Source organism: Dyadobacter sp. LHD-138 (genome assembly GCF_030929615.1).
Classification (GTDB): Bacteria; Bacteroidota; Bacteroidia; order Cytophagales; family Spirosomataceae; genus Dyadobacter.
On the sequence record NZ_JAVFVU010000004.1, the window covers coordinates 57,563 to 79,587 of the forward strand.

The window sequence follows — 22,025 nt, forward strand, 5'->3', positions numbered from 1 at the left end:
GCAGACCGGATCCGGATTAGAGCCAGAATTTGTGAACGCTCAATATGACATTTTTCAGTTCTTCGTAACTGGACGGTTTGGTAATATAACAATTCGCACCCAGCTGATAAGCCGTTATGATGTCGTCGGGAGCGTTGGACGTGCTGAAAATGATGACGGGAATGTTATGCCATTTTTCATAGGTTCTGATAATCTTTAAAACCTCCCTTCCATCTCTTTTGGGCATATTGAGGTCGAGCAGAATCAGATTTGGTATTTCATTGTTGTTTTCAGGGAGAAGATAATTCAGCAATTGTTCCCCATCTTCGAAATACAGGACGGCGTGGGAAAGGTTGTTGTCTTCCAGAGCAGCCTGGACCAGAAAACGATCGTCGGCATCATCATCCGCCATTAAAATGGATTTGTCACGCATATATTCCGGGCCACCATTTGAGCCCCGTTATTTATATTTTTTATGATGCCGGAAGTGCCAACGAAACGCTGATCTTTTAGCTTAATAAGGATTCCGAGGGTAAATATATGTAAAAATTGGCTCCTTCCCCTTCCGTACTCTCCGCAAAAATATAACCGTTATGGTTTGAAACGACCCGTTTGCAAATCGCGAGGCCTATACCCGTTCCGGCGAACTCATTTCGTCCGTGAAGTCTTTTAAAAATAATAAAGATTTTTTCTGAAAACTCCTTCTTGAAACCGATCCCATTATCGCTGATCCTGATCTGGTGAAATTGTATATCCTGATGCGAAGGTTTCACGCCGGGGATAATCTCGCCGTTTACCAGCCGGTGCGTGATGCGAATGACAGGACGCTGATCCTTTTTGTGGTACTTGATCGAATTGGAAAGCAGGTTTTGAAACAACTGGACCATCTGCGATCCATACCCTTCCACAGAAGGTAAAGATTCGCAGTGAATGACCGCCTTATTTTCGATAATCATTTCCGATAGATTGGATTTTGCATCGGCGAGGGAAGCGTTAAGGTTGATAAGTCGCGCTTCTGAGCCCGTTTTTACAATGCGGGAAAAGGATAAAAGGTCGTTGATCAAAAGCTGCATACGCTGGGCCGAGCCATCAATTTTGCCTAATATTTGAAAAATTTCTCCCGAAACCTCCTCCTGATATCTCGATATCAACCGGTCGGAAAACGACCTGATCTTGCGCAGAGGCTCCTGTAAATCATGCGAAGCAACATAGGCAAACTGTTCAAGCTCGCTGTTTGAGCGGTTCAGGTTTTCAATTTTGTTTTCAAGATCAACCCGGTAAAATTTATTTCTCTTCAGTTCCCGGTCCAGCAGGACAAACGCCGAAGACAGGAAAACGATCGCAACGAGCATGATAATCCAGTTGTATCTGAAAACCTGGAGCTTGTAATTGTCCCTGCTCCGCATGCGCATCTGCATAAGCTGGCCTTCCACATTACTCATTTCAGAAATCAATTTGGTAATCGAATCCACTTCCAGATTCTTTTTCTTGTAAAGGGCATACACAATGGCCGGATTGACCAGCGTTACCGATTTGGCCAGGTGTTCGGTATAAGTAGAAAATTCGCCGACATGTACTTTCAGTGCCTCCAGCCTTTTCTGCTGCGATTCGTTGCCAATCACAAGGGAATCAATTTTTTGTGTGAGTGCCGGAATCGTTTTAGCTGCGGCAAGCGTTTTGTTTATGTAAGCGGTATCTTTTAGAAATAAATAGGTATTCGCGTGATAAGTACTTTCATACAGCGCTGAGGATACTTCGTTGAGGCTGCTGATCACACGCTGCGTTTGATTGACCTTTTCGGAATAATTAATCAGTTCCTGATTTATTTCGTTGTAACTGTATGAAAGCGCAATGATTAGAATTAATGATGTGCCTAAAAGAAACCTTGTTATCAGAGACAATTGCTGTTCGCTGAGTGTTCTGTTTAACAAGTTAAAGGTAGATAGTTTCATAAAAGATATGTTGTGTGAAAAATCTACATTCCGAATTAATATACTCAGTATGTGGAAATATGTACGCAATATTTACATTTTGAGCGTGCAGGGGTAAGTAAGTTAGGATAAAGTATAGTAAATTTAAATGATGTACGTAATAAGTCAACGAGAGCGGCCCTTTTCATGGTATATTTCGGTGTTTTCGAAATATACAGGTTTCACGTGCAAACGATATCATTCAAGAGAATTTTAATATTAGAATTAATTGCTATATGCAAAGACAAACGCAGACGCAACGACAGACCCTTAAATATTCGCCCCTTCAGATTCAGATGCTCAATTTGCTGCATTTGACGACGATGGAGCTAGAACAAAGAATTAAAGAAGAGCTGGAGGAAAACCCTGTTTTGGAAGAGGGTAAAGAAGAAAATGCATCGGAGGACCAGCCAGAGGAATTTCAGGATGCGGAGGATACCGTGGGCACCGGAGAAGATGATACGCCGTCTGTACAGGATTATTATGACTGGGATGAGTTCAGAGACGACGATATTCCAGATTACAAAACATATGCAAATAATCAATCGGCTGATAATGAATTGTATACGCGTCCGATGGTGGAGACTATGTCTTTCCGTGATGACCTTAAACAGCAGGTGCATTTCTTAAGACTGGATGAAAGACAGCAGCTTGTGGCCGATTTTATTCTCGATTCCCTCGACGAAGACGGATTTTTAAGAAGAGAAAGTGATGTCATCGCAGACGATATTTCTTTTGCCAACAGCATGTTCATCGATACCGAGGAAGTTGAATTAATGCTTCGGGTTATTCAGCAGCTTGATCCCCCGGGCATTGCGGCAAAAGATCTGAAAGAATGTTTGTTGATCCAGTTGCAACGTATTGAAAATCAGGATGAAGTATGGGGCTGGGCCTTTAAGATTATTTCGGATACGTTTGATGAGTTGGGGGCGCGTAATTATGATAAAATTATGCGGGTTTTGGGAATTGATGAGGAATGCCTGAAAAAGGCCATTCATCTGATCACAACCCTGAATCCCAAACCAGCCTCAGGACTCAGGAATGATAGCCTTGTCAACGAAAGTATTAAGCCTGATTTCATGCTGCGATATATTGATGACAGTGAGATCGAAGTGCAGCTGACCTGGGGAAACAGTCCTGCTTTGAGGCTGAATAAATTGTTTACCCAAATGGCAGAGCAAAAAATTGATAAGGCAACGAATCAGTTTTTAAAGAATAAAATGAACTCTGCGAAATGGTTTATTGATGCGATCAAGCAACGGGAAAACACGATGCTGAGTACGTTGAGAGCCATTGTAAAGCTTCAATACGATTATTTTCAAACCGGTGATATCAAGAAATTGCGCCCGATGATCCTGAAAGATGTGGCGGAAATTATCGATATGGATATATCCACGGTATCGAGGGTTACCACCAACAAATACGTGCAGACGCCTTTCGGCATTGTTTTATTAAAGGATCTGTTTACGGAGGGCGTGACGAATGAAGATGGCACGGAAGTTTCTAACCGGGAGATTCAGGAAGCGATAAGAGAAATAACGGCTGCGGAAGATAAGCGGCATCCTTTCAATGACCAGCAGATTACGGATCTCTTGTCGGAAAAGGGTTATTCTGTGGCGCGCAGGACTGTTGCTAAATACAGGGAGCAATTAAATATCCCAACCGCAAGATTGCGGGTTACCATTTAATTAAGAAAGCACTTTATTTCACATGAAAAAAGTATTGGTGGTTGATGATGAAGCGGATATTTGCTTCCTGTTGAAAAGATTTTTATCCAAGAATGAATTCATAGTTGAAACGGCCCAGACAGGAAAAGAAGGGCTTGCATTAATAGAATCTTTCGAACCTGACCTGGTGATGACCGATTTTCGCCTGGGCGATATTACCGGTACCGAGTTGCTGAATGCTATTAAAACCAAACGGCCGCATGTGCCTGTTTTGATCATTACGGGCTATTCTGACATTAAGGTCGCCGTGCATGTGATGAAACTTGGTGCCTACGATTATATTACGAAACCGCTTTTCCCGGATGAAATATTAGTAACAGTCAAAAAAGCATTGGCTGATGCGGAATCTGATAAATCCGGTGAAACTGAATTTATTTCAGGCGTGGCCGAAACCACTGCTGTTAAACCTGTCCGCAAAATATCACATAAAATGCAGGCGGGTTATGTGATGGGGCAGAGTGAGGTGGCGGATAACCTATTTCGCCAGGTTGACCTTGTTGCACCTACCAATTTCAGTGTGATTATTTATGGCGAAAGCGGTTCTGGAAAAGAAGCGATCGCGCATGAAATTCATAACAGGTCAAAGAGAAAAGACATGCCCTTTGTGGCAATGGATTGTGGGGCAATTTCGAAAGAACTTGCCGGAAGCGAGCTTTTTGGCCACGAAAAAGGATCGTTTACGGGTGCGTTGCAAACCAAAATCGGTCATTTTGAAATGGCGAATGGAGGTACTTTGTTCCTGGATGAGGTGTCAAACTTATCCTATGAAATACAGGTTGCTTTGCTGCGTGTGGTACAGGAACGCAGGATGCGCCGGATTGGCGGGAATAAGGAAATAGAGCTGGACGTCCGGATTATTGTAGCGAGTAACGAAAGGTTACTGGATTCGGCCAGAAATGGTAAATTTCGCGAAGACCTTTATTACCGTTTCAATGAATTTACGATTGAAGTCCCGGCATTAAGGAACAGAAAGGATGATCTTTTACTTTTTGCCAATACTTTCCTGGAAACAACCAACGGAGAGCTGAACAAAGATGTGAAAGGCTTTTCCGATGAAGTGATGAAGGATTTCGTCAATTATTCGTGGCCCGGAAATTTACGTGAACTCAAAAACGTGATCAAACGCGCGACGTTATTGTCAGACGGTGATTTGATCGAAGAAAAATCGCTTCCGTTTGAAATCGTCAATTACAGTAAATTAAAAGATCTGGACGACGAAGTCGCCCTGCCCGTAGTGCCAACGGTTGCTGCTCAGGAATCTGTGGACGGTGAAGATGCTAAGCCAAGTTTAAAGACCGTTGCCAATGAAGCCGAGTATGATATGATTATGCAGGTTTTGCGGGATGTGAATTTCAATAAAAGCAAGGCAGCGCGTTTATTGAACATCGACCGTAAAACCCTATATAACAAAATGAAACAATTTGATATTTAAGAAATTGGAAAATCAGTTGTGTCTTTTTTCATTTGAAGAGGTATTAAATGCATCAGCAACCGGATTTATCATTTGCAGTTCCGCTGATGTCAGTCCGGGTGCTGGTGGGAGTAACTGTGTTTTTGCCAATAGGGCAGCACAAAAAATGACAGGAATAGCGGATCCGGTTGGACAGACATTGTTGTCGGTTTATGGCGAGCAGTTTGATTGTCAGACCTTGGAATCTCTTGGAACGATAGCGTACCAGTCTGAGAAGACCGGTTTATGGTGCCGAATTGTAAAATCTGAATTAAACACAAATAGCTGTCTCTATACGATCACAGATATTACCGCGGAAAAACAGGCAGAATTCAGATTGTCACACCTCATGAAATTATCCAGTGAAGCAGAGGAAACGATGGAATTCGGCAGCTGGATCTGGGATATCAACAATTCCACATACGAATGGACAGAAGGGATGTACCGCCTGATGGGGTATAAACCGGAAGATGCCTCATTTTCGAAACTTGACAGTAGCTTTTTTAAGAAGAATATCCACCCTGATGATCTTGAAATGATCACGGGAAAATTCAAAAATGTATTGTCGTACACGGATACATACATTCTGGAATTCAGGGTTATTGCGGAAGGAGGTCATGAAAAATATCTGTATGTGCGTGGTCATAATACTATCGATGAAATTACCGGGCATATCATATCTATAGGCACCGCGTTTAACGTATCGACACTCCGTGAGATCCAGCGGGAACTTGAACAGAAGGTCAGTGACCTGAACACATCCAATGCCGAACTTGAACAGTTTGCCTATATTGCTTCCCATGATTTACAGGAGCCGCTGCGGAAAATTGTTTCTTTTGGCGAGCGGCTGGAAACCAAGACGAAGGACATTTTAAACGATGAACAGAGTCAGTATCTTAATCGTATTCTGAGTGCCACGCGCCGGATGCAGAAAATGATCAATAACCTTCTGGAATTTTCAAGGGTTGCCAGTTCATCCAAAGTATTTGAGCCAACGGATCTTAACGAAGTTTTAAAAAGCACACTGAGCGATCTGGAAGTTACCATTCAGCAGAATAAAGCCACACTCGACTTAGATGAGTTGCCGGTTATCGAGGCAAATCCGACACAAATTTCTCAGCTGTTTATCAATTTAATATCCAATTCTCTGAAATTTACCCAGCCGGGCGTGGATCCTGTAATCTCGCTGCGGCTATCAGAAGTGCCTTTAGCGGAAATCCAGAGGCGAAAATTAATGACCGACAAACGGTATATCAGTATTACGCTGAAGGACAATGGTATCGGATTTTCGAATGAAAACGCTGCCAGAATTTTCACAATTTTCCAGCGCCTCAGAGGCCGGTCGGAATATGAAGGCGCTGGTATCGGGCTTTCCGTTTGTAAGAAAGTAGTGGAGGGACATCAGGGGATTATCGAGGCTTTTGGCGTACCCGATGAAGGTGCAACTTTTGAAGTTATTCTTCCTGTTAGTCAGAATTAATTTTAATAACCTTGTACCAGTCGCACACCTCAGGTGGGGCTGACACGATGGATCTAAGTTTTCCAATGCTGAACAATAATGAATAGCAAAGTAATAAGCGTGCTTTTGGTTGATGATGATGAAGATGACTACTTCCTGACCAGGGAATATTTTGGTGATCTGATCAACTGGAAATTTGATATTACCTGGTGTGCTACCTATCGGGAGGCGATTCACGCCATTCAGAATAAGAAATTTGATCTTTACTTTTTCGACTACCTGCTTGGCGAACGCAACGGAATCGACCTGATCGAGGAAGCGAGTACAATGGAATGCGAAGAGCCGATGATTCTGCTCACTGGGAAAGGAGATACCAAAATTGCAGTAGAGGCCTTAAGACTTGGCGCGGTTGACTATCTGATTAAAAATGAACTGGATTCGGAAAAACTGGAACGTACTATCCGGTATGCGCTGGAACGTACTTCTGTTTTAAAGGCGCTGCGCCACAGTGAAAGACGTTACCGGAGGGTTTTTGAGGAGTCAAACGACTTTTTATTTATCAGTGATCTTGAAGGAACGATTACAGATTTCAATGCGACTGCCTGCACATTAACCGGTTATTTACCCAAAGAATTAAAAGGGAAAAATATTCTGGAAATCATGGATGATCCACTTTTCGGGTTGGTGTGGAACGGTATTCAGGACAGAGTTATTCAGGATTTTGAGGTAAAGCTGGTGACGGCGGATGGGGAGAAAAAGTTCTGTGTGTTCTCGGCGTCGATGGAAATGGATGAGGATAGTCCCTATGTTCAGGGCCGTTTGCATGACATTACCGCCAGAAAGCAGTCGGAAAGAGAGCGTTTATTTTCGGAAAAACTTGCTGTGACAAGCCGACTGGTACGTATGCTCGCACATGAGGTTCGTAATCCGCTTACCAATGTAAATTTATCTGCGGAACAGCTGGAAATGGAGCTTGCCGATGAGGACCTCAAATTTTATACGCAGATCATCAAGCGAAACTGCATGCGTATCAATGACCTCATCACGCAGTTGCTTCAGCCGTCCAGTTCAACCGAAGTGAATCTGATCGAAACATCCATTCACGGGGTGCTGGACGAGGCAATCACGACCGCCCTTGACCGGATGCAGCTAAAAAGGATTCAGATTGTAAAGTCTTATGCAGAGGAAGATTTTGTAATCCCACTCGATTCGGTTTCGTTGCATATGGCGTTTTTAAACCTGATTACCAACGCTATCGAAGCCATGCAGGAGGATAGGGGGATTCTCAGGATCACAACCAGGCTTCAATCGGATTCGCTGCAAGTGATTTTTGCAGACAACGGATCGGGGATTAGCGAAGAAAATATGGATAAGGTTTTTGAACCCTATTTTACAGGGAAGAAAAACGGGATGGGTTTAGGGCTTGCAACAACGCTTAACATCCTGCATATGCACCACGGACGTATCGATGTACAGTCGGAAGTGGGAGCCGGAACAACCTTTACCGTGAGTTTTTCTGGTAAATAGTTTATTGTCAGTCATTACATAAATTATTGCTCAAATTATTTCCTGTCATTTTCGTGACCAAAAGCACTTGGTCTGGTCAAACAACAGAAATGCACACGCTATAATGTTGTTCGACAATGAAATTGATCATTGCTGAGTTGGGATATCTTCTGGTAAAAGGAAAACTGATCAAAAACCGGTACAGTCTCCGTGAACGGTTTGCGGGATTTTTATGGATTTATTTCCTAACCATTTTTCTAGGAATTACGGGTGTTGGTTTATCATTCGGCTTTTTTAATTTGATTAAAATGGAGCGTCCGGTAAATCTCCTAGGCCATCTTCCGGAAAATCAGAAATTGATTTATCAGTTTGTTGTCATTTGCCTGATAGCGCCGTTTGTTGAAGAAATGTTATTCCGGGTTTGTCTCCGCTATTCAAAACTGAACTTTGCTGTTACTGCCGGTTTTTGTTTCTATATTTTTCCCGGCATCCTGATAAAGGGCAGGGGAATATTTGGAGAGGATAACCCGTTGTCGCTGCGTATTGGCTTGGTGTTAATTTTTATAGCCATTGTATACAGCATTTTACAGAGCAATCCGGCGATTGATGACAGGCTGACAAAATTTTGGTCATTACACTTCAAGTTGATATTTTATCTTTCCGTTATCAGTTTCGGCTTCCTCCATGTTACGAATTTTGAGAATAGTCTTACTGTTTTTTTGTTAGCTCCGATACTTACGTTGCCACAAATTGCTGGTGGTTTTATGTTCGGATACATCCGACTCAAATATGGAATCCTTTATGCGGTATTGCTGCATGCTGCAAATAATTTTATGCCTTTTGCGATACATGCAATGCTGGGCTGAATGAAAAAATCCCGGGATGTTGCCCCGGGATTTTTACTTAGTGCTTGCCATGACCCTTGTTGTCATGTTTCCAGTCTTTGTCTTTTTTATGATTTTTTGCATAACCTGATTTAGGTCCGTTGCCTGGTTTTTCATAACGTCGGTTTCCGTTGTTGTGTGAATATCGGTCGTCACGACTGTCGCGGATGATATGCTGGCTATGATTTCCTTTATAGCGGGCATATTTCGAAATATGGATATTGTTGTGAACAAACGGTCTTGGCTCGTTAATCACCACTTTATAGGAATTGTAAATATCATAACTGCGGTAGCGTGCCGGCAGAGACGAAACATAAACCCATCTTGGCCCATTCAGATAAACATATTGTGCTCTGGTTACATCGAAGTAGGCATTGATGTCTGGCAGGTAGTAGAAATCTACGTGGTTATATCCGGTGGGACCCCAGGCCGGCTGGCTGCCAATGTTGATACTTATATTCACCTGGGCTTTTGATTCCTGTGTTGTGGAAACACCCAGAACTACCCATATTGCGAGCATTACCTTTTTCATGATTGCTGATGTTTTAATGTTATAAATTCCTGCACTTTTGTGATGTTATGACAGGATAAATTGAAAGATGTTTAATGCGTAACGAAAAAATTCGATGGAGTGATCAAATTTATCGATGGTTCGGCGAATTTTAACGAAGAATGTATTGAACAAAAAATCCCCGCTACGTTTTTAATCGGAGCGGGGACTGGGTGAATTTAGTCGTTATGAGGCTGTTATCCGTTTTCTTCGGTTAAAGAAGCCGTAGATGATCGGGAAGATCAATAAAGTTAGAATAGTGGCCGTAATCAGTCCGCCGATCACGACAATCGCCAGTGGCTTTTGAGTCTCCGATCCGATACCGGTTGAAGTTGCAGCCGGGAGCAGCCCAATGGCAGCCATGAGTGCGGTCATGACTACCGGTCTGATCCTTGATTTGACACCTTCGCGGATGGCATCGTCAAGAGGCATGTGGGCTGCTAGATTTTTATTGAAAACGGAAATAAGAATAACACCATTCTGAACGCATAGACCGAAGAGCGCAATAAAACCTACACCGGCCGAGATCCCAAAATTCATATGCGTCACATGCAAAGCCAGAATTCCACCGATCAATGCAAAAGGAACGTTAACCAACACCAAACCTGCATCTTTGGCATTGCTGAACATGATGAACAACAGAATAAATATCCCGATTAAACTGATTGGCACCACTTGCCCCAAACGCGCCGTGGCCCGAACCTGGTTTTCAAATTCACCGGACCAGTTTACGGAATAACCCTTTGGCAGTGATTTTAACAAAGGCTTAACCCGGCTTTGTGCGTCGGCAATGGTACTTCCCAGGTCGCGCTCACGAACGGAGAATTTAACACCGATAAAACGTTTGTTGTTATCACGGTATACAAAGGCGGGGCCGGTCACCATCCGGATGGACGAAATCTCTTTCAAAGGTATTTTTCCGCCTGTTAAAGTGGGTGCCATCAGTTGCTGGATATCAGTTACATCGCGGCGGTATTGTTGTTCGTAGCGCAAACGTATATCAAACTTCCGTTCGCCTTCATAAAGTATCGAAGCGGTTTTTCCGCCAATGGCCATTTCGATAACTGCCTGCACATCGGCGGTGCTGACGCCGTATTGCGCCATTTTGTGGTCGTGCAGGATCACACTGATTTCCGGCTGACCGATATTTCTCAAAATACCGACGTCCTTAATTCCCGGAACATCTTTAATCGCTTCCAAAACCTGATTGGCTTTTGCATTCAGCGTTTCCAGATCATCCCCATAAATTTTCACTGCATTACTCGCATTCATACCGGCGACGGCCTCGGCCACGTTATCAATAATGGGTTGTGAATAATTGTAGTTGATACCCTGGAATTGTTTCAGCTTGGCGTCCATTTCTTCGATCAGGTCGTCCTGGCTGATTTTTCGTTTCCATTCATCTTTTGGTTTCAGGTTAACCTGCATCTGAACATAGTAAAATCCGGATGGATCGGTCCCATCATTGGAACGCCCCGTTTGTGATAACACCCCGTTTACTTCCGGGAATTCATTCAGCTTGGCACGCAGGGTGTGTACCATTTTAATCGTTTCGGTCAGCGAGCTACTCATTGGAAGTTTTGCCTCTACCCATAATGCACCTTCGTTTAGCGTGGGAAGAAATTCCGTCCCTAAAAATTTGGCAGAAAATAAACTGACTGAAAGAAAGGCAAAAGCAAAAATAACGCTGAGTTTTTTTCGCGCATAACACCATTCAAAACCGCCACTGACAATCCTGTCAAAGAATCTTACGATTGGGTTACTCTTTTCACGAACGTTTTTATTCAACAGAAACGAACACAAAACCGGAACCAGGGTAAGCGTGTAAAGCAAAGCACCCAATAAGGCAAAACCCAGTGTATAGGCCAGCGGTGTAAACATTTTACCTTCTACTTTCTGGAAGCTGAAAATAGGGATAAGTGCCATGATGATGATCAGCTTCGAGAAAAAAATGGCTTTTCCCAACTCGCCACCGGTTTTCTTGATCAGACCTAATTTGGAAAGTTTATTGTAACGATCCATCCCGTTTTTATGGGCAAGATGATCGAGTGCCACAAATATCCCTTCCACCATGACGACGGCGCCGTCAATGATGATTCCGAAGTCAATCGCCCCCATCGATAGCAGGTTCGCCGACATGCCTTTGAGTTTTAAACACATGAACGCAAACAGCAGGGCAAGCGGAATAATGATTGATACGATGATGGTGGTTCGCCAGTCGGCCATGAAAAGGAAAACGATCACGGTCACAAACACGATCCCTTCGATCAGGTTGTGTTTTACGGTATGTGCACAAAATTCGATCAGATTATCGCGGTCGTAAAACGTTACCATTTTTACGTCGGGCGGCAGGATTTTGGTATTCAGTTCTGCAACCTTGTCCTTGATACGCGCCAATACCTCACTTGGGTTTTCGCCTTTTCGTTGCACGACAATTCCCTCAACGACATCATCATTGTCGTCGAGACCGACCTGCCCGACACGTGGCATATCCGATTCTTTTACTACGGCCACATCCTTAACCAGAACGGGATAATCCTTGACATATTCTACAATAATATTTTCAATGTCGGGGATGGAATTCAGCAGACCAATTCCGCGCACCACATAAGCCTGGCCATTTTTTTCAATAACATCACCGCCTACATTGACATTGCTTTTTGTGACAGCCTGATAAACTTCCAGTGGCGTGATATTGTATTTTACAAGTTTGGTAGGATTAACCTGCACTTCATAGATTTTCTGCCGGCCACCAAAAGCGACAACATCGGCGACCCCGGGAATACTGCGCAGCTGCCTGTCGATAACCCAGTTGTGAAGCGTCAGTAATTCGCGGCTGTCGCGGTCGGCGCTTTTCAGGGTGAAACGGAAAATCTCACCGGTCGGGCCGTAGGGAGGCTGGACGTCGGGTTCCACACCCTCGGGCAATGATATATTCCGGAGCAGGTTATTGACTTGTTGCCGGGCGAAAAAGTCTTCAACGGTATCATCAAAAATGATCTTGATAATACTGAGCCCAAACATGGTGGTACTTCGTACATTCGTTTTTTGCTGCACGGAATTCATCGCCACCTCAATCGGCACGGTCACGAACCGTTCGATTTCTTCGGCGCTCCGACCGTTCCATTGGGTTACAATAATGATCTGGGTATTGGTAACATCCGGGAATGCTTCCAGCGGTGTTTCCTTATAACTCATCACCCCGGCGACAATGAGCAGCCCGGTCATGAAGAAAATGAAGAACCTGTTTTTAAGGGAAAAACCAACAATTCCCCTGATAAATTTATTCATGATAAAATGAATTTTGAATGATAGAATGATGGCGGTCCGTCGCTGCGGAGTGAGAGAATGGTGGAATGATGGCATGATGGAATGATAGACAATGCTTTTTTTGCCGTTTACTCTATCATTCTATCAATCAAAATTCTATCATCGATTCAATCATTCAACGCATCGTAAACAAGTAGCTGGTTTTTTGAAATAACTCTTTCGCCGTCTTTTAAGCCGGTTTTGATGTATGCGCGGTTGGCCAGGCTCCGGTATACTTCAACGGGACGGGTCTCGATTTGTGAGCGGCTGTGAAACACCATGACCCAGTTTTTACTCCGGTCGAAAATGATGGATTGGGATGGAATGGCATGCATTTCGCCGCCTTCATCAAAGTTGAGGTTAACCGTCGCGTGCATTTCAGGTTTTAGTTTCATCCCCACATTCTGCAACTGGATACGGATCTGCATCGCTTTGGATTCTGGATCGAGGACGTTGTATATTTTGTCAACTTTCCCTTTGAATATTTCGTCCGGGAAGCTAATCGTCTGCACATTGGCAGTCATGCCCAACTTGATTCTCGGAATATCGCTTTCGTTGACATTGGCCATCACCCATACGTCGGCAATTTGCCCTACGGTAAATAAACTTTCAGAGTTATCCGAACGAAGCTGCATGCCGCGGTTTACATTTTTGGCAATAATAAACCCGTTGATCGGCGATTTAACGGTATAATTTGTAGAGTTTCCCAGACCGTAAATCGAGAAAATTTCCTTCACCCGGTTTACTTCTGCTTTGGCTTTATCCACCATTTGTCTGGCCGTGATCGCGTCGCGCTCGGGAACCAGTTTACTTTCGTAAAGATCTTCGGTAGAAGAAAGATTTTTCTGAGCGATCAGAAGATCAGACTGCGCCTGGATTAACTGACGCTCAAAATCGGCAACTTCACCCGATCGGATGGTTGCCAGTTTTTGGCCTTTGCGCACATTATCTCCCAGTTCCACATCCACATCTTCCACATTTCCACCCACAAGCGGAAAGACTTTTATCACCTGGTTTTCGTCAGGTACGACTTTTCCGACGAGCGTTAATTCGTTTTTAACGGTTTCAGTTTTTACCGTGTCAAGGGTTATCCTGTTCATCATGGTATCCGAAAGCATAAATGCCTTGGCTTCGTCCTGTTTTTCTTCTGTTTTGGTACAGGAAGACAGCCACAGGCTCACGAATGCCAGTGAGCAGAGGTATAACAGGTTTTTACCAGCCTCGTTGCGATAAAATGATTGATCGAATTGCTTTGTTTCAGCTTTCATCCGGATGTATGTAAGAATTGAATTTCGTTTTGATTAATTAAAAAGCTCTTCGCCAACTACAAAATTGAGCTCTTCATATACCTTGATCCGGTCGGCTTGTAACCGGTTGAACTCCCTGATGCTTTCGTTGTAGGTTTCAATGAAGTCGATAAATTCCAAAAGGGTGATATTCCGTTTCTGAAAGTTTTCATAGAAACCTTTGCTTAATAATTCGAACTGGTCGGTGAAATGATTTTCCACGCTTTTGTACGCTTTTTCAGCAACAACAACTTTTTGCAAAGCGGCATCGACTTCGTTGTTAATGCTGACCTGTTTGGCCATTTCTGCCGTTTTGAAATAGCTGATGCTACTTTTGGCGGCTTTGATGTTTCCCTGGTTTCTGTTAAAAATGGGGAGGTCCATGGAGAGGTTAAGCCCAAAATAGTTGCTTACGTAATTACTCGACTGGTCATAAATACCTCCGATCTGGATGTCGGGCACGGCCAGCGCTTTTTGAAGCGTATAATTTAGTTCTGATTGTTTGGTTTCGGATTCGGCAACTTTCAAATCGGAGCGGCTTTGCAGGGCCCGATCTTTTAAGATGGCGAGATTATAGTTTTTAAGCTGATAACGGCTGATGTCGGTGCTGTCGACAACCGATTTAACGGGATTCTCCGAATTTAAAAGCGTTTTCAGGTCGCGCTGATTTTCTGATAATTCAAATAGAATATCGGCACGGTCGTTGGTGAGCTGGAAAAGGAGCGCCTTTAACCGAACCACTTCTTTTAGCGAAATATTTTTACGGTTATACTCCTTATCGAAAGCGACAACGGTGGTATGGAGCGTGGCAATCTGTGTATCGTACAAGGCAATTGTCTGATTCAGAAAATACGATTCGAAGAAAATTTCCCGAAGTTCAAATTTTAAAGTCCTGATCAGGTCGTAAAACTGAAACTCGGTTTTGCGGGTCGACTCAACATCCAGCGCAACACGTTTATTCCTTTTGCCGGCGCGGGTGATCAGCTGTTGGATGGTGATGGCTTTTTGTCCCTGACGGCCCACATCGAAAGCACCCCTTGATGGGTTGTAAGCACTTATTTCTACACCAAGCGTGGGATTAGCCCATAATTTGTCCTGAATTTCCTGGGATTTGGAAATGTCGATCTGATACTTTTCAGCTAACAGTTGCAGGTTATGGTGCAGGAAAATACTATCCGCTTGCCGGATGGTAAGCCGCAGGGTGTCCTGGGCATGTAAATGAACGGATAATAACAGTAAAAAGCCGGTGACGTAGGTTCGCATATACGCATTGTTAGAGAGATGCGATATTCGTTACCGGGTATTACAGGAGGCTTAGAATAACCTTAGAAAAAAATTAGAATGCTAAATGTGCCTTAATTTGACCTGAAACGCACTTCCTTTACCCAATTCACTTTGTACGGAAATACTCCCATGGTGCAGATCAACGATCCGCTGGCAAATGGAAAGTCCGATCCCAAAACCTGGAACCTCGCTGGTGTGCGACGACCGGTAAAACGGGTCAAAAAGATAGGGCAGGTCTTCCTGGCTGATACCAACGCCTTCATCGATAATTTTGACTATACAATCTGTTTCATTTGTTTCAAACAGAACCCGTGCGGTATGATTTTCGGAGTATTTACAGGCATTGTCAATCAGATTCAGGAGCACCCGTTTTAATAACTCTTCGTTCCCGGCAATGATGGTATCATTTTCGTTTTCAGGTATGGTGATATAGTCGATGAAGATCGTATAGTTGGGAAATGAGGACAGAATTTCTTCTTTTGCCATAAAAGCAATGTCTTCCACCCGTACGGGCGTGAACTTCATATTACCCATATTTTCAATGGAACGGGCCAGGAAAAGCAGGTTATTGGTGATGCTGATCAGACGCTCGGTATCCGAAAAAAGGTTTTCGAAAATTTCTTCCAGATCAGGGTTATTTTTGGCAAAACGCTGTCCCAGCTGTATTTCAGATTTCAACGCGGCCAGTGGCGTTCGGAGTTCGTGAGAAGCGTGCGAAACAAAACTTTTCTGCTGTTCAAAAGCCTTGTTCAAACGGTCGAGAACGGTATTGAAGTTGATGGCCAGCTGCGCAATCTCATCTTTCCGGTTTCCCTCGTCCAGTTTTTGTTCCAGATTATGCGCGGTAATCTGAGAAACCTGGTGATTGATCGCACTGATCGGTTTTAAGGAATTACTGGCAAAATATATTCCCAAAGCAATAGTTAATCCAATCCCGCCGACAAATCCCCAGGCCAGCGTTTGCAGAAGATTCTGTAATTTGCTCCTGCCGAATTTATCAAAAGCGGATGCCAGCACCACCAGCGGTTCGTCACCCTCTTCGTAGAGCAGGCCAATGGTTTCGCTCTGATCCTGCAAAAATTCCATTTCCTTATGATGCCTGACCTGCCCCAATAACTCTTTGTGATAGGTGATCAGTTTATCATCGACACTGGAATAAACGAGCTCATCTTTCATGTTGAAAATCAGTACCTTTTCGTCGAACATTTCCGTGAGCGTGTTCATGTCGATGGTTCTGAGCAGGTCTTTGTCAATTCCCTTTACCTTGACCAGAAGTCGGCAGGTGGTCTGTGCCTTGCTTTTTAACCGGTCATAAAATTCCTCCTGCCGGTATTGCGCTGATATACTGTAAATTGAGACAGAAAATAACAACAATATTACAGCAACCATCAGGGTGAACTGAAGAGCGATTCGGTCTTTTATTTTCACGGGAAATGATATTTCTTAAAATACAGCACAATAAGAAGAATGTTATTCTTCTTTCATAATATATCCCAGACCGGGCCGGGTGTGGATTAGTTTTGTGGAAAAATCCTTGTCTATTTTTTTTCGTAAATAATTGATATACACCTCCACAACGTTTGTCCCCGGATCAAAATTCAGGTGCCACACGTGTTCTGCCAGATCCATTTTGGAAACCACGCGTCCACGATGAAGCAGGAAATATTCGAGTAATGCAAATTCCTTGGCCGTAAGCTCGATGGATTTTCCGGCCCGGATCACTTCCTTCGTTCCCACATTCAGTTCCAGATCGGCAATGCGAAGCGTCTTGTTTTCGGTTTCAGGATTGTTAAGTTCAGAAACCCGTAAGGCTGCGTTGATCCGGGCCATTAATTCGCGGAAATCAAAAGGTTTCACGATATAATCATTGGCGCCCTTATTCAATCCCTCCACCTTATCTTCCACCTCGCCATAGGCCGTCAGCATGATGATGGGCAGAGAGGGTTTGTAAACCCTGATCTGCTGGCAAACATCATAACCTTTCAGGCCGGGAAGGTTTACATCGAGCAAAACAAGGTCAAACTTTTTACTCAATGCCAGATTTTTACCCGTAATGCCATCATAAGCGATTTCCGCTTCAAAATCTTCGGCATGCAGTCCGCGGTAAATATTCTGGGCAATACGCCTGTCATCTTCGACAATCAGTATGGTTTTCATGTATGGTCAGGTCGTTTCTTTAAAATTACAGTAAGTTACATGTAATAATGGCTTTCCGGTGAAGAATAACGATTATTACAACACTTCCAGAGCTTGTTCCAGGTCACTGATCAGGTAATCAGGATCTTCGAAACCGATATAAATACGTGCCATGCGGTGAAGTTCAATATTGACATCGAAATCTTCGGGTGCCAGTCCGCCGGCCTGTGGCAAGATCAGCGATTCATGCCCGCCCCAGGAAACCGCGACGAGAAAATGCTTTAAAGAATACGTGAATTTTTCGATTACTTCAAGGGAATTGGCTTTTAAAACAACCGTCAACAGGCCGCAGGCACCTTTCATTTGCTTATGTGCTAATTCCAACTGTGGAAAATCTTCATCGAAAGGAAAGAGTACTTTCTCAATTTTAGGGTGTTTTTTTAGATATTCGACCACTTTTACCGTCGATTTGGAAATATGTTCCAGACGCATGGGCAATGTTCTCAAACCACGCAAAACCAGCCAGGCGTTAAAAGGTGAAATACCTGAACCCGTGTTTAACAACTGCTCATTGAATATTTTTTTCAGCATTTCCTGGGAACCGGTTAACACACCGGCAAGTACATCGCTGTGTCCGCCAAGGTATTTTGTCCCGGATTGAATGCTTAGATCAATGCCGAAATCGTGTGGTTTTTGATAAATTGGTGTGCAGTAGCTGTTGTCAACAATGGTAATAATACCGTGGCTTTTGGCGAGCTGGGAAACGGCCTGAAGATCCTGTAATTCGTAGGTCAGTGTATTGGGGGTTTCCAGGTAAATAATACGCGTTTCGGGGCGGAGTGCGTTTACAAAGTTTTCAATTTTTGTGCCGTCGATGTAAGTAGTTTCGATGCCAAAACGTATTAGCACATTGTCAAAAAGCCTCGTTGCCCAGGTATATGGTTTTTTGATGGAGATGATATGGTCGCCGGATTTGACATTGGCCATCACCGAACAATAAATTGCCGAAGCTCCGCTGTTGAAAACCAGGGCATCTTCGGCGCCGTCCAGCGCGGCGAGTTTTTTACTGAGGATATCTACTGTTGGATTTTTGCCGCGCGAGTACAAAAAGGCAGATTCTTCGTTGGCGAAAGCATTACGTAACTCTTCAAAGGTGTTGAAAGCGAAATTACTAGTCTGCACGATGGGCGGAGAAACAGCGTTAAAATATTGACTGCGGTCTTCACCAAGCTCGTTCAGAATGTAGGAAATGTCCATTTACTTAATTTAATTATTTTCAGTTGGGTGTCGAAATACAATATCGGTTTCAAGGGAATGGATAATGGCTTTGTTACTGTGTGAGAAGTAGCAGGTATCAATACCCCGTTCCTGAATTTTCTTTAAAAGCAGCGTTGTGGCGGATTTACTCCTTGTCCGGGTTTGCCGAATGTACACAGCTCTGATATTGGCTGCGAACATTCCACAAATTTCTTCATAGATTTCCGGATCCTTCTGCGAGTCGTCTCCAAGCAGGATAAATTGTAACTCGGGGTAAAATTCGACAATATTCTGGATTTTACGAAGTTTATGGTCATGCGAACCGGAACCTGTCATGATAAAATCATCCAGTCCCGACTTTATTTTTTTTAATTTCAATACTGCTTTGGGCAATCCGTTCAGTTCTGCAAAGCGGATAATCATATCATACAGGTTCCATTCACTGCTGGAAACGTAAAAGAAAATGTTGGCTGGATGTATCGGATTGGTAGGGCTGGCGAGTGAAAGCAGCTGATAGTGCTTAACCACATCGGCAAAAGGTTTTCTCGCCTGAACGTTTTTAGAGAGCAGCACAAATAACTTTTTGAAGGACCGGCGGCTATGGGATATTAAAAAAGTATCATCAATGTCGGATATGATCCCGTAGGAACTTGTATAAGGAAGAAAAAATTCTTCCTGGCGTGTTACGTGATATTTGTGCCTGCCCACCTGATCGTCCACGCTCACCTCATAAGGATGCCAGCCACCTTCGAGCGGCTCATTAAAAGGGACTTGAAACCTGAAATAGCCGTCTTCCTCTGCATGTGTTTCAGCAACCACGGAGCCAACCCGAAGGATAACTCTTAATTTTGGTATGGTTTTTATTGAAAACAACTGAATAATGGTCCGTGCGTACCGAAAACCTTTGCGGGTATATTTGTGGTCTCCGAGAGGATATTTCTCAACGATGTGTCCAAAAACAACCAATTCATTTTTATTTGCGTAGCCCCGGTATAATTTTAAGTCGCATCGTTTCATATTCTTACCTTTACCCTTATGCACTTGAAGTGCCTAAATTAGACAATATGTTTTCAGAACGAAAAGTTTTGTTAGTTGTAAACCCGATATCCGGTAACCGGGATAAAGAGGAAATTCTTGTAAAAGTGGCGGAAAAAGCTGAGGAGGATGACTATGTGTTAACTATTTTTTCCACAACCGGTTTTGATGATTTGGGCGAGATAAGGAAACTGGTAAAAAATCTGTGCCCCAGCCGGGTTTTGGTTGCCGGGGGCGACGGCACGATTTCCATGGTAGCCGAGGCAATTACGGGCAGCAACATTACTTTCGGTATTATTCCCGCAGGTTCTGCCAATGGTTTATCGGCGGACTTTGGACTACCTTCTTCTATCGAGGAATCGATTGAGGTGGCTTTCGGGGAAAAATCGATACCTATTGACGCGGTCAGGATCAATGATGAAATAAGCTTGCATCTCAGCGATATTGGTCTGAATGCGCTTCTGGTAAAAAATTACGAAAACGGAGATATGCGCGGAAAAATGGGTTATGTACTGGAAATGTTCAAAACGCTTAATGAACACCAGAATTTTCGTGTGCGTATAACCACCGAAAGCACTGTTTTGGAAACAGAAGCGTTGGTTGTCATTATTGCCAATGCGAAAAAATACGGTACCGGAATCAGTATCAATCCTTTTGGGGATATGTCAGACGGGCTTTTTGAACTGGTGATTGCCAAGCGGATCGATTTCTTTGAAACCGCCAAGTTTTTAACCGGGAACGCAGATTTTAACCATGATGTGATGGAAGTATTGTCTGTTGAAAGTGCTAAAATAGAATGCCTGGACAGGGAAGTACATTTTCAGGTGGATGGGGAGTATAAGGGAGAAGTGAAAGAACTGAACAGCTCGATTCTGAAAGGGTTTGTGCGGATCGCGATTCCCTGAAATCCGGGATCTCTAATTTTATTAATATTTAGTAACAAGCCAACAGTAGTCCAAACTGTTGGCTTGCCTTTTCAGGTTAATTGGCAAAAAGATAAATCCTGAAAATGAAAACTTTAACAACGATATTATTTGCATCTACGCTTGCATTCAATGCTTACGCGCAAAAACCTGAGTTATGCCAGGGCGCGTACTTCACAGAGGCAGAAGGAAAAGCATTTCTTGATAGCCACGTACCGGCAAGCAGAGTAGCCTGGGAAGCCCGCGCGCAGAAAATCAGGGCACACATCAGAGCGGGTATGGCGTTGGAAACGATGCCAGCCAAACCGAAATCGGCCCCAATCATCCATAGCAAACGGGTTATGGATGGCTACACGGTCGAGAATGTTGCGTTTGAAAGTTTACCGGGCATTTATGTGACGGGAAATCTATACCGTCCGATAAAAAAGCAAAAATCCTATGCCGGAATATTATGTCCGCATGGGCATGGTGAAAATCCGCACGGACGTTTCCGGGAACAAACCCAGAAGCGCTGTGCAACACTGGCACGTATGGGAGCAGTCGTTTTTGTGCTGGATATGGCGGGACAAGGGGATTCAAAACAAACCGAACACAAGTTTTCGAAGGCATTGAAACTTCAAACGATCAATGCAACCAGGGGAATTGATTTCCTGATTTCATTGCCTGGTGTTGACCCGCAGCGCATTGCAGTAACGGGTGAATCGGGTGGGGGAACGCAGACATTTTTGTTAGCGGCCCTGGATCAGCGTGTAAAAGTGACAGCGCCAACGGTAATGGTTTCAGCGCACTTTTTCGGCGGATGTGTTTGTGAAAGCGGCATGCCGATTCATAAAAAAGGAGATTATCAGACCAACAACGTAGAAATTGCGGCACTCACGGCGCCGCGTCCTATGCTTTTAACTTCGGACGGAGACGACTGGACGAAAAATACACCCACCGTGGAATTTCCATTCATGCAGAAAATTTATGCGCTGTATGGAAAACAAAACCTGGTTGAAAACGTGCATTTGCCGGATGAAAAACATGATTACGGCCCGAATAAGCGAAAAGCCATGTATGTCTTTATGGCAAAACATCTGAATCTGGATATCAAAGCGGTTTCGGATGCGCAGGGGAATGTGGATGAAGGCCCGTCCAAAGTGCTGGAACAAAAAGATCTGGCCGTCTTCAACGCGGAACATCCAAGGCCGGCGAATGCGGTGATGGGCGATGAGGCAGTTTTAAAACTGTTATAATTTTTGACACCATTCCGCTTTCTGTAAAGGTATTT

The 22,025-nt window shown here is 43.8% G+C and carries 17 protein-coding genes; 7 read left to right on the top strand and 10 right to left on the bottom strand.

Annotated elements, in window-relative coordinates:
- Nucleotides 1–16: 16 nt before the first annotated feature.
- Together RB622_RS03050 and RB622_RS03055 are read right to left on the bottom strand one after the other, a co-directional pair.
- Entirely contained in the window at nucleotides 17–412 is a 396-nt protein-coding gene (locus RB622_RS03050) for a response regulator (protein ID WP_308045032.1), read from the bottom strand.
- 76 nt (nucleotides 413–488) lie between these two features.
- Entirely contained in the window at nucleotides 489–1,931 is a 1,443-nt protein-coding gene (locus tag RB622_RS03055) for an ATP-binding protein (RefSeq protein WP_308045033.1), read from the bottom strand.
- 254 nt (nucleotides 1,932–2,185) lie between these two features.
- Here RB622_RS03055 and rpoN point away from each other — a divergent pair, with 254 nt between their 5' ends.
- The 5 genes from rpoN to RB622_RS03080 all read left to right on the top strand — a co-directional run bounded on the left by rpoN (nucleotide 2,186) and on the right by RB622_RS03080 (nucleotide 8,957).
- Nucleotides 2,186–3,637 (top strand): RNA polymerase factor sigma-54, encoded by a 1,452-nt coding sequence (rpoN, locus tag RB622_RS03060; RefSeq protein WP_308045034.1) that lies wholly within the window; start codon nucleotides 2,186–2,188, stop codon nucleotides 3,635–3,637.
- A 22-nt stretch (nucleotides 3,638–3,659) separates the two neighbouring features.
- Nucleotides 3,660–5,108 carry a sigma-54 dependent transcriptional regulator gene (locus RB622_RS03065; protein ID WP_308045035.1) on the top strand — a complete coding sequence of 483 codons (1,449 nt, stop codon included), beginning with the start codon at nucleotides 3,660–3,662 and terminating at the stop codon, nucleotides 5,106–5,108.
- Nucleotides 5,109–5,112: 4 nt separating this feature from the next.
- Nucleotides 5,113–6,606, top strand: a complete 1,494-nt coding sequence (locus tag RB622_RS03070) for an ATP-binding protein (protein WP_308045036.1) — start codon at nucleotides 5,113–5,115, stop codon at nucleotides 6,604–6,606.
- A gap of 78 nt (nucleotides 6,607–6,684) precedes the next feature.
- Nucleotides 6,685–8,112, top strand: a complete 1,428-nt coding sequence (locus tag RB622_RS03075) for an ATP-binding protein (RefSeq protein WP_308045037.1) — start codon at nucleotides 6,685–6,687, stop codon at nucleotides 8,110–8,112.
- 116 nt (nucleotides 8,113–8,228) lie between these two features.
- Nucleotides 8,229–8,957: a type II CAAX prenyl endopeptidase Rce1 family protein gene (locus tag RB622_RS03080; protein ID WP_308045038.1), complete on the top strand. Its 729-nt coding sequence runs from the start codon at nucleotides 8,229–8,231 to the stop codon at nucleotides 8,955–8,957.
- Between the two features lie 37 nt (nucleotides 8,958–8,994).
- On the opposite strand, the gene RB622_RS03085 is transcribed toward RB622_RS03080, so the two are convergent.
- The 8 genes from RB622_RS03085 to RB622_RS03120 form a co-directional block, all read right to left on the bottom strand.
- Nucleotides 8,995–9,507 carry a hypothetical protein gene (locus RB622_RS03085; protein ID WP_308045039.1) on the bottom strand — a complete coding sequence of 171 codons (513 nt, stop codon included), beginning with the start codon at nucleotides 9,505–9,507 and terminating at the stop codon, nucleotides 8,995–8,997.
- A 204-nt stretch (nucleotides 9,508–9,711) separates the two neighbouring features.
- Complete coding sequence (locus RB622_RS03090; RefSeq protein ID WP_308045040.1) at nucleotides 9,712–12,816, bottom strand: CusA/CzcA family heavy metal efflux RND transporter; 3,105 nt, start codon at nucleotides 12,814–12,816, stop codon at nucleotides 9,712–9,714.
- Nucleotides 12,817–12,962: 146 nt separating this feature from the next.
- Nucleotides 12,963–14,102, bottom strand: a complete 1,140-nt coding sequence (locus RB622_RS03095; RefSeq protein WP_308045041.1) for an efflux RND transporter periplasmic adaptor subunit — start codon at nucleotides 14,100–14,102, stop codon at nucleotides 12,963–12,965.
- Nucleotides 14,103–14,135: 33 nt separating this feature from the next.
- A complete protein-coding gene (locus tag RB622_RS03100) occupies nucleotides 14,136–15,383 on the bottom strand; it encodes a TolC family protein (RefSeq protein ID WP_308045042.1) in 1,248 nt (415 codons plus the stop codon).
- 81 nt (nucleotides 15,384–15,464) lie between these two features.
- The gene (locus tag RB622_RS03105) at nucleotides 15,465–16,832 is read right to left on the bottom strand and encodes a HAMP domain-containing sensor histidine kinase (RefSeq protein WP_308045043.1); all 1,368 of its coding nucleotides are present in this window, start codon (nucleotides 16,830–16,832) and stop codon (nucleotides 15,465–15,467) included.
- Nucleotides 16,833–16,874: 42 nt separating this feature from the next.
- Nucleotides 16,875–17,561 (bottom strand): response regulator transcription factor, encoded by a 687-nt coding sequence (locus RB622_RS03110; RefSeq protein WP_308045044.1) that lies wholly within the window; start codon nucleotides 17,559–17,561, stop codon nucleotides 16,875–16,877.
- Nucleotides 17,562–17,636: 75 nt separating this feature from the next.
- Nucleotides 17,637–18,797 (bottom strand): aminotransferase class I/II-fold pyridoxal phosphate-dependent enzyme, encoded by a 1,161-nt coding sequence (locus tag RB622_RS03115; protein ID WP_308045045.1) that lies wholly within the window; start codon nucleotides 18,795–18,797, stop codon nucleotides 17,637–17,639.
- A gap of 9 nt (nucleotides 18,798–18,806) precedes the next feature.
- Nucleotides 18,807–19,814, bottom strand: a complete 1,008-nt coding sequence (locus RB622_RS03120) for an App1 family protein (protein ID WP_308045046.1) — start codon at nucleotides 19,812–19,814, stop codon at nucleotides 18,807–18,809.
- 47 nt (nucleotides 19,815–19,861) lie between these two features.
- On the opposite strand from RB622_RS03120, the gene RB622_RS03125 reads away from it, so the two are divergent.
- Both RB622_RS03125 and RB622_RS03130 read left to right on the top strand, forming a co-directional pair.
- On the top strand, nucleotides 19,862–20,737 hold the full coding sequence (locus tag RB622_RS03125; protein ID WP_308045047.1) for a diacylglycerol kinase family protein: 876 nt from the start codon (nucleotides 19,862–19,864) through the stop codon (nucleotides 20,735–20,737).
- A 104-nt stretch (nucleotides 20,738–20,841) separates the two neighbouring features.
- On the top strand, nucleotides 20,842–21,990 hold the full coding sequence (locus RB622_RS03130; protein ID WP_308045048.1) for an acetylxylan esterase: 1,149 nt from the start codon (nucleotides 20,842–20,844) through the stop codon (nucleotides 21,988–21,990).
- Nucleotides 21,991–22,025: the final 35 nt, after the last annotated feature.

What these genes read in the sequence shown, in the direction of transcription:
- RB622_RS03090 (WP_308045040.1), bottom strand. Translation starts at nt 12,816, where the DNA reads ATGAATAAATTTATCAGGGGAATTGTTGGTTTTTCCCTTAAAAACAGG.
- RB622_RS03120 (WP_308045046.1), bottom strand. Translation starts at nt 19,814, where the DNA reads ATGAAACGATGCGACTTAAAATTATACCGGGGCTACGCAAATAAAAAT.
- RB622_RS03065 (WP_308045035.1), top strand. Translation starts at nt 3,660, where the DNA reads ATGAAAAAAGTATTGGTGGTTGATGATGAAGCGGATATTTGCTTCCTG.
- RB622_RS03100 (WP_308045042.1), bottom strand. Translation starts at nt 15,383, where the DNA reads ATGCGAACCTACGTCACCGGCTTTTTACTGTTATTATCCGTTCATTTA.
- RB622_RS03110 (WP_308045044.1), bottom strand. Translation starts at nt 17,561, where the DNA reads ATGAAAACCATACTGATTGTCGAAGATGACAGGCGTATTGCCCAGAAT.
- RB622_RS03125 (WP_308045047.1), top strand. Translation starts at nt 19,862, where the DNA reads ATGTTTTCAGAACGAAAAGTTTTGTTAGTTGTAAACCCGATATCCGGT.
- rpoN (WP_308045034.1), top strand. Translation starts at nt 2,186, where the DNA reads ATGCAAAGACAAACGCAGACGCAACGACAGACCCTTAAATATTCGCCC.
- RB622_RS03080 (WP_308045038.1), top strand. Translation starts at nt 8,229, where the DNA reads ATGAAATTGATCATTGCTGAGTTGGGATATCTTCTGGTAAAAGGAAAA.
- RB622_RS03075 (WP_308045037.1), top strand. Translation starts at nt 6,685, where the DNA reads ATGAATAGCAAAGTAATAAGCGTGCTTTTGGTTGATGATGATGAAGAT.
- RB622_RS03055 (WP_308045033.1), bottom strand. Translation starts at nt 1,931, where the DNA reads ATGAAACTATCTACCTTTAACTTGTTAAACAGAACACTCAGCGAACAG.
- RB622_RS03095 (WP_308045041.1), bottom strand. Translation starts at nt 14,102, where the DNA reads ATGAAAGCTGAAACAAAGCAATTCGATCAATCATTTTATCGCAACGAG.
- RB622_RS03050 (WP_308045032.1), bottom strand. Translation starts at nt 412, where the DNA reads ATGCGTGACAAATCCATTTTAATGGCGGATGATGATGCCGACGATCGT.
- RB622_RS03085 (WP_308045039.1), bottom strand. Translation starts at nt 9,507, where the DNA reads ATGAAAAAGGTAATGCTCGCAATATGGGTAGTTCTGGGTGTTTCCACA.
- RB622_RS03115 (WP_308045045.1), bottom strand. Translation starts at nt 18,797, where the DNA reads ATGGACATTTCCTACATTCTGAACGAGCTTGGTGAAGACCGCAGTCAA.
- RB622_RS03130 (WP_308045048.1), top strand. Translation starts at nt 20,842, where the DNA reads ATGAAAACTTTAACAACGATATTATTTGCATCTACGCTTGCATTCAAT.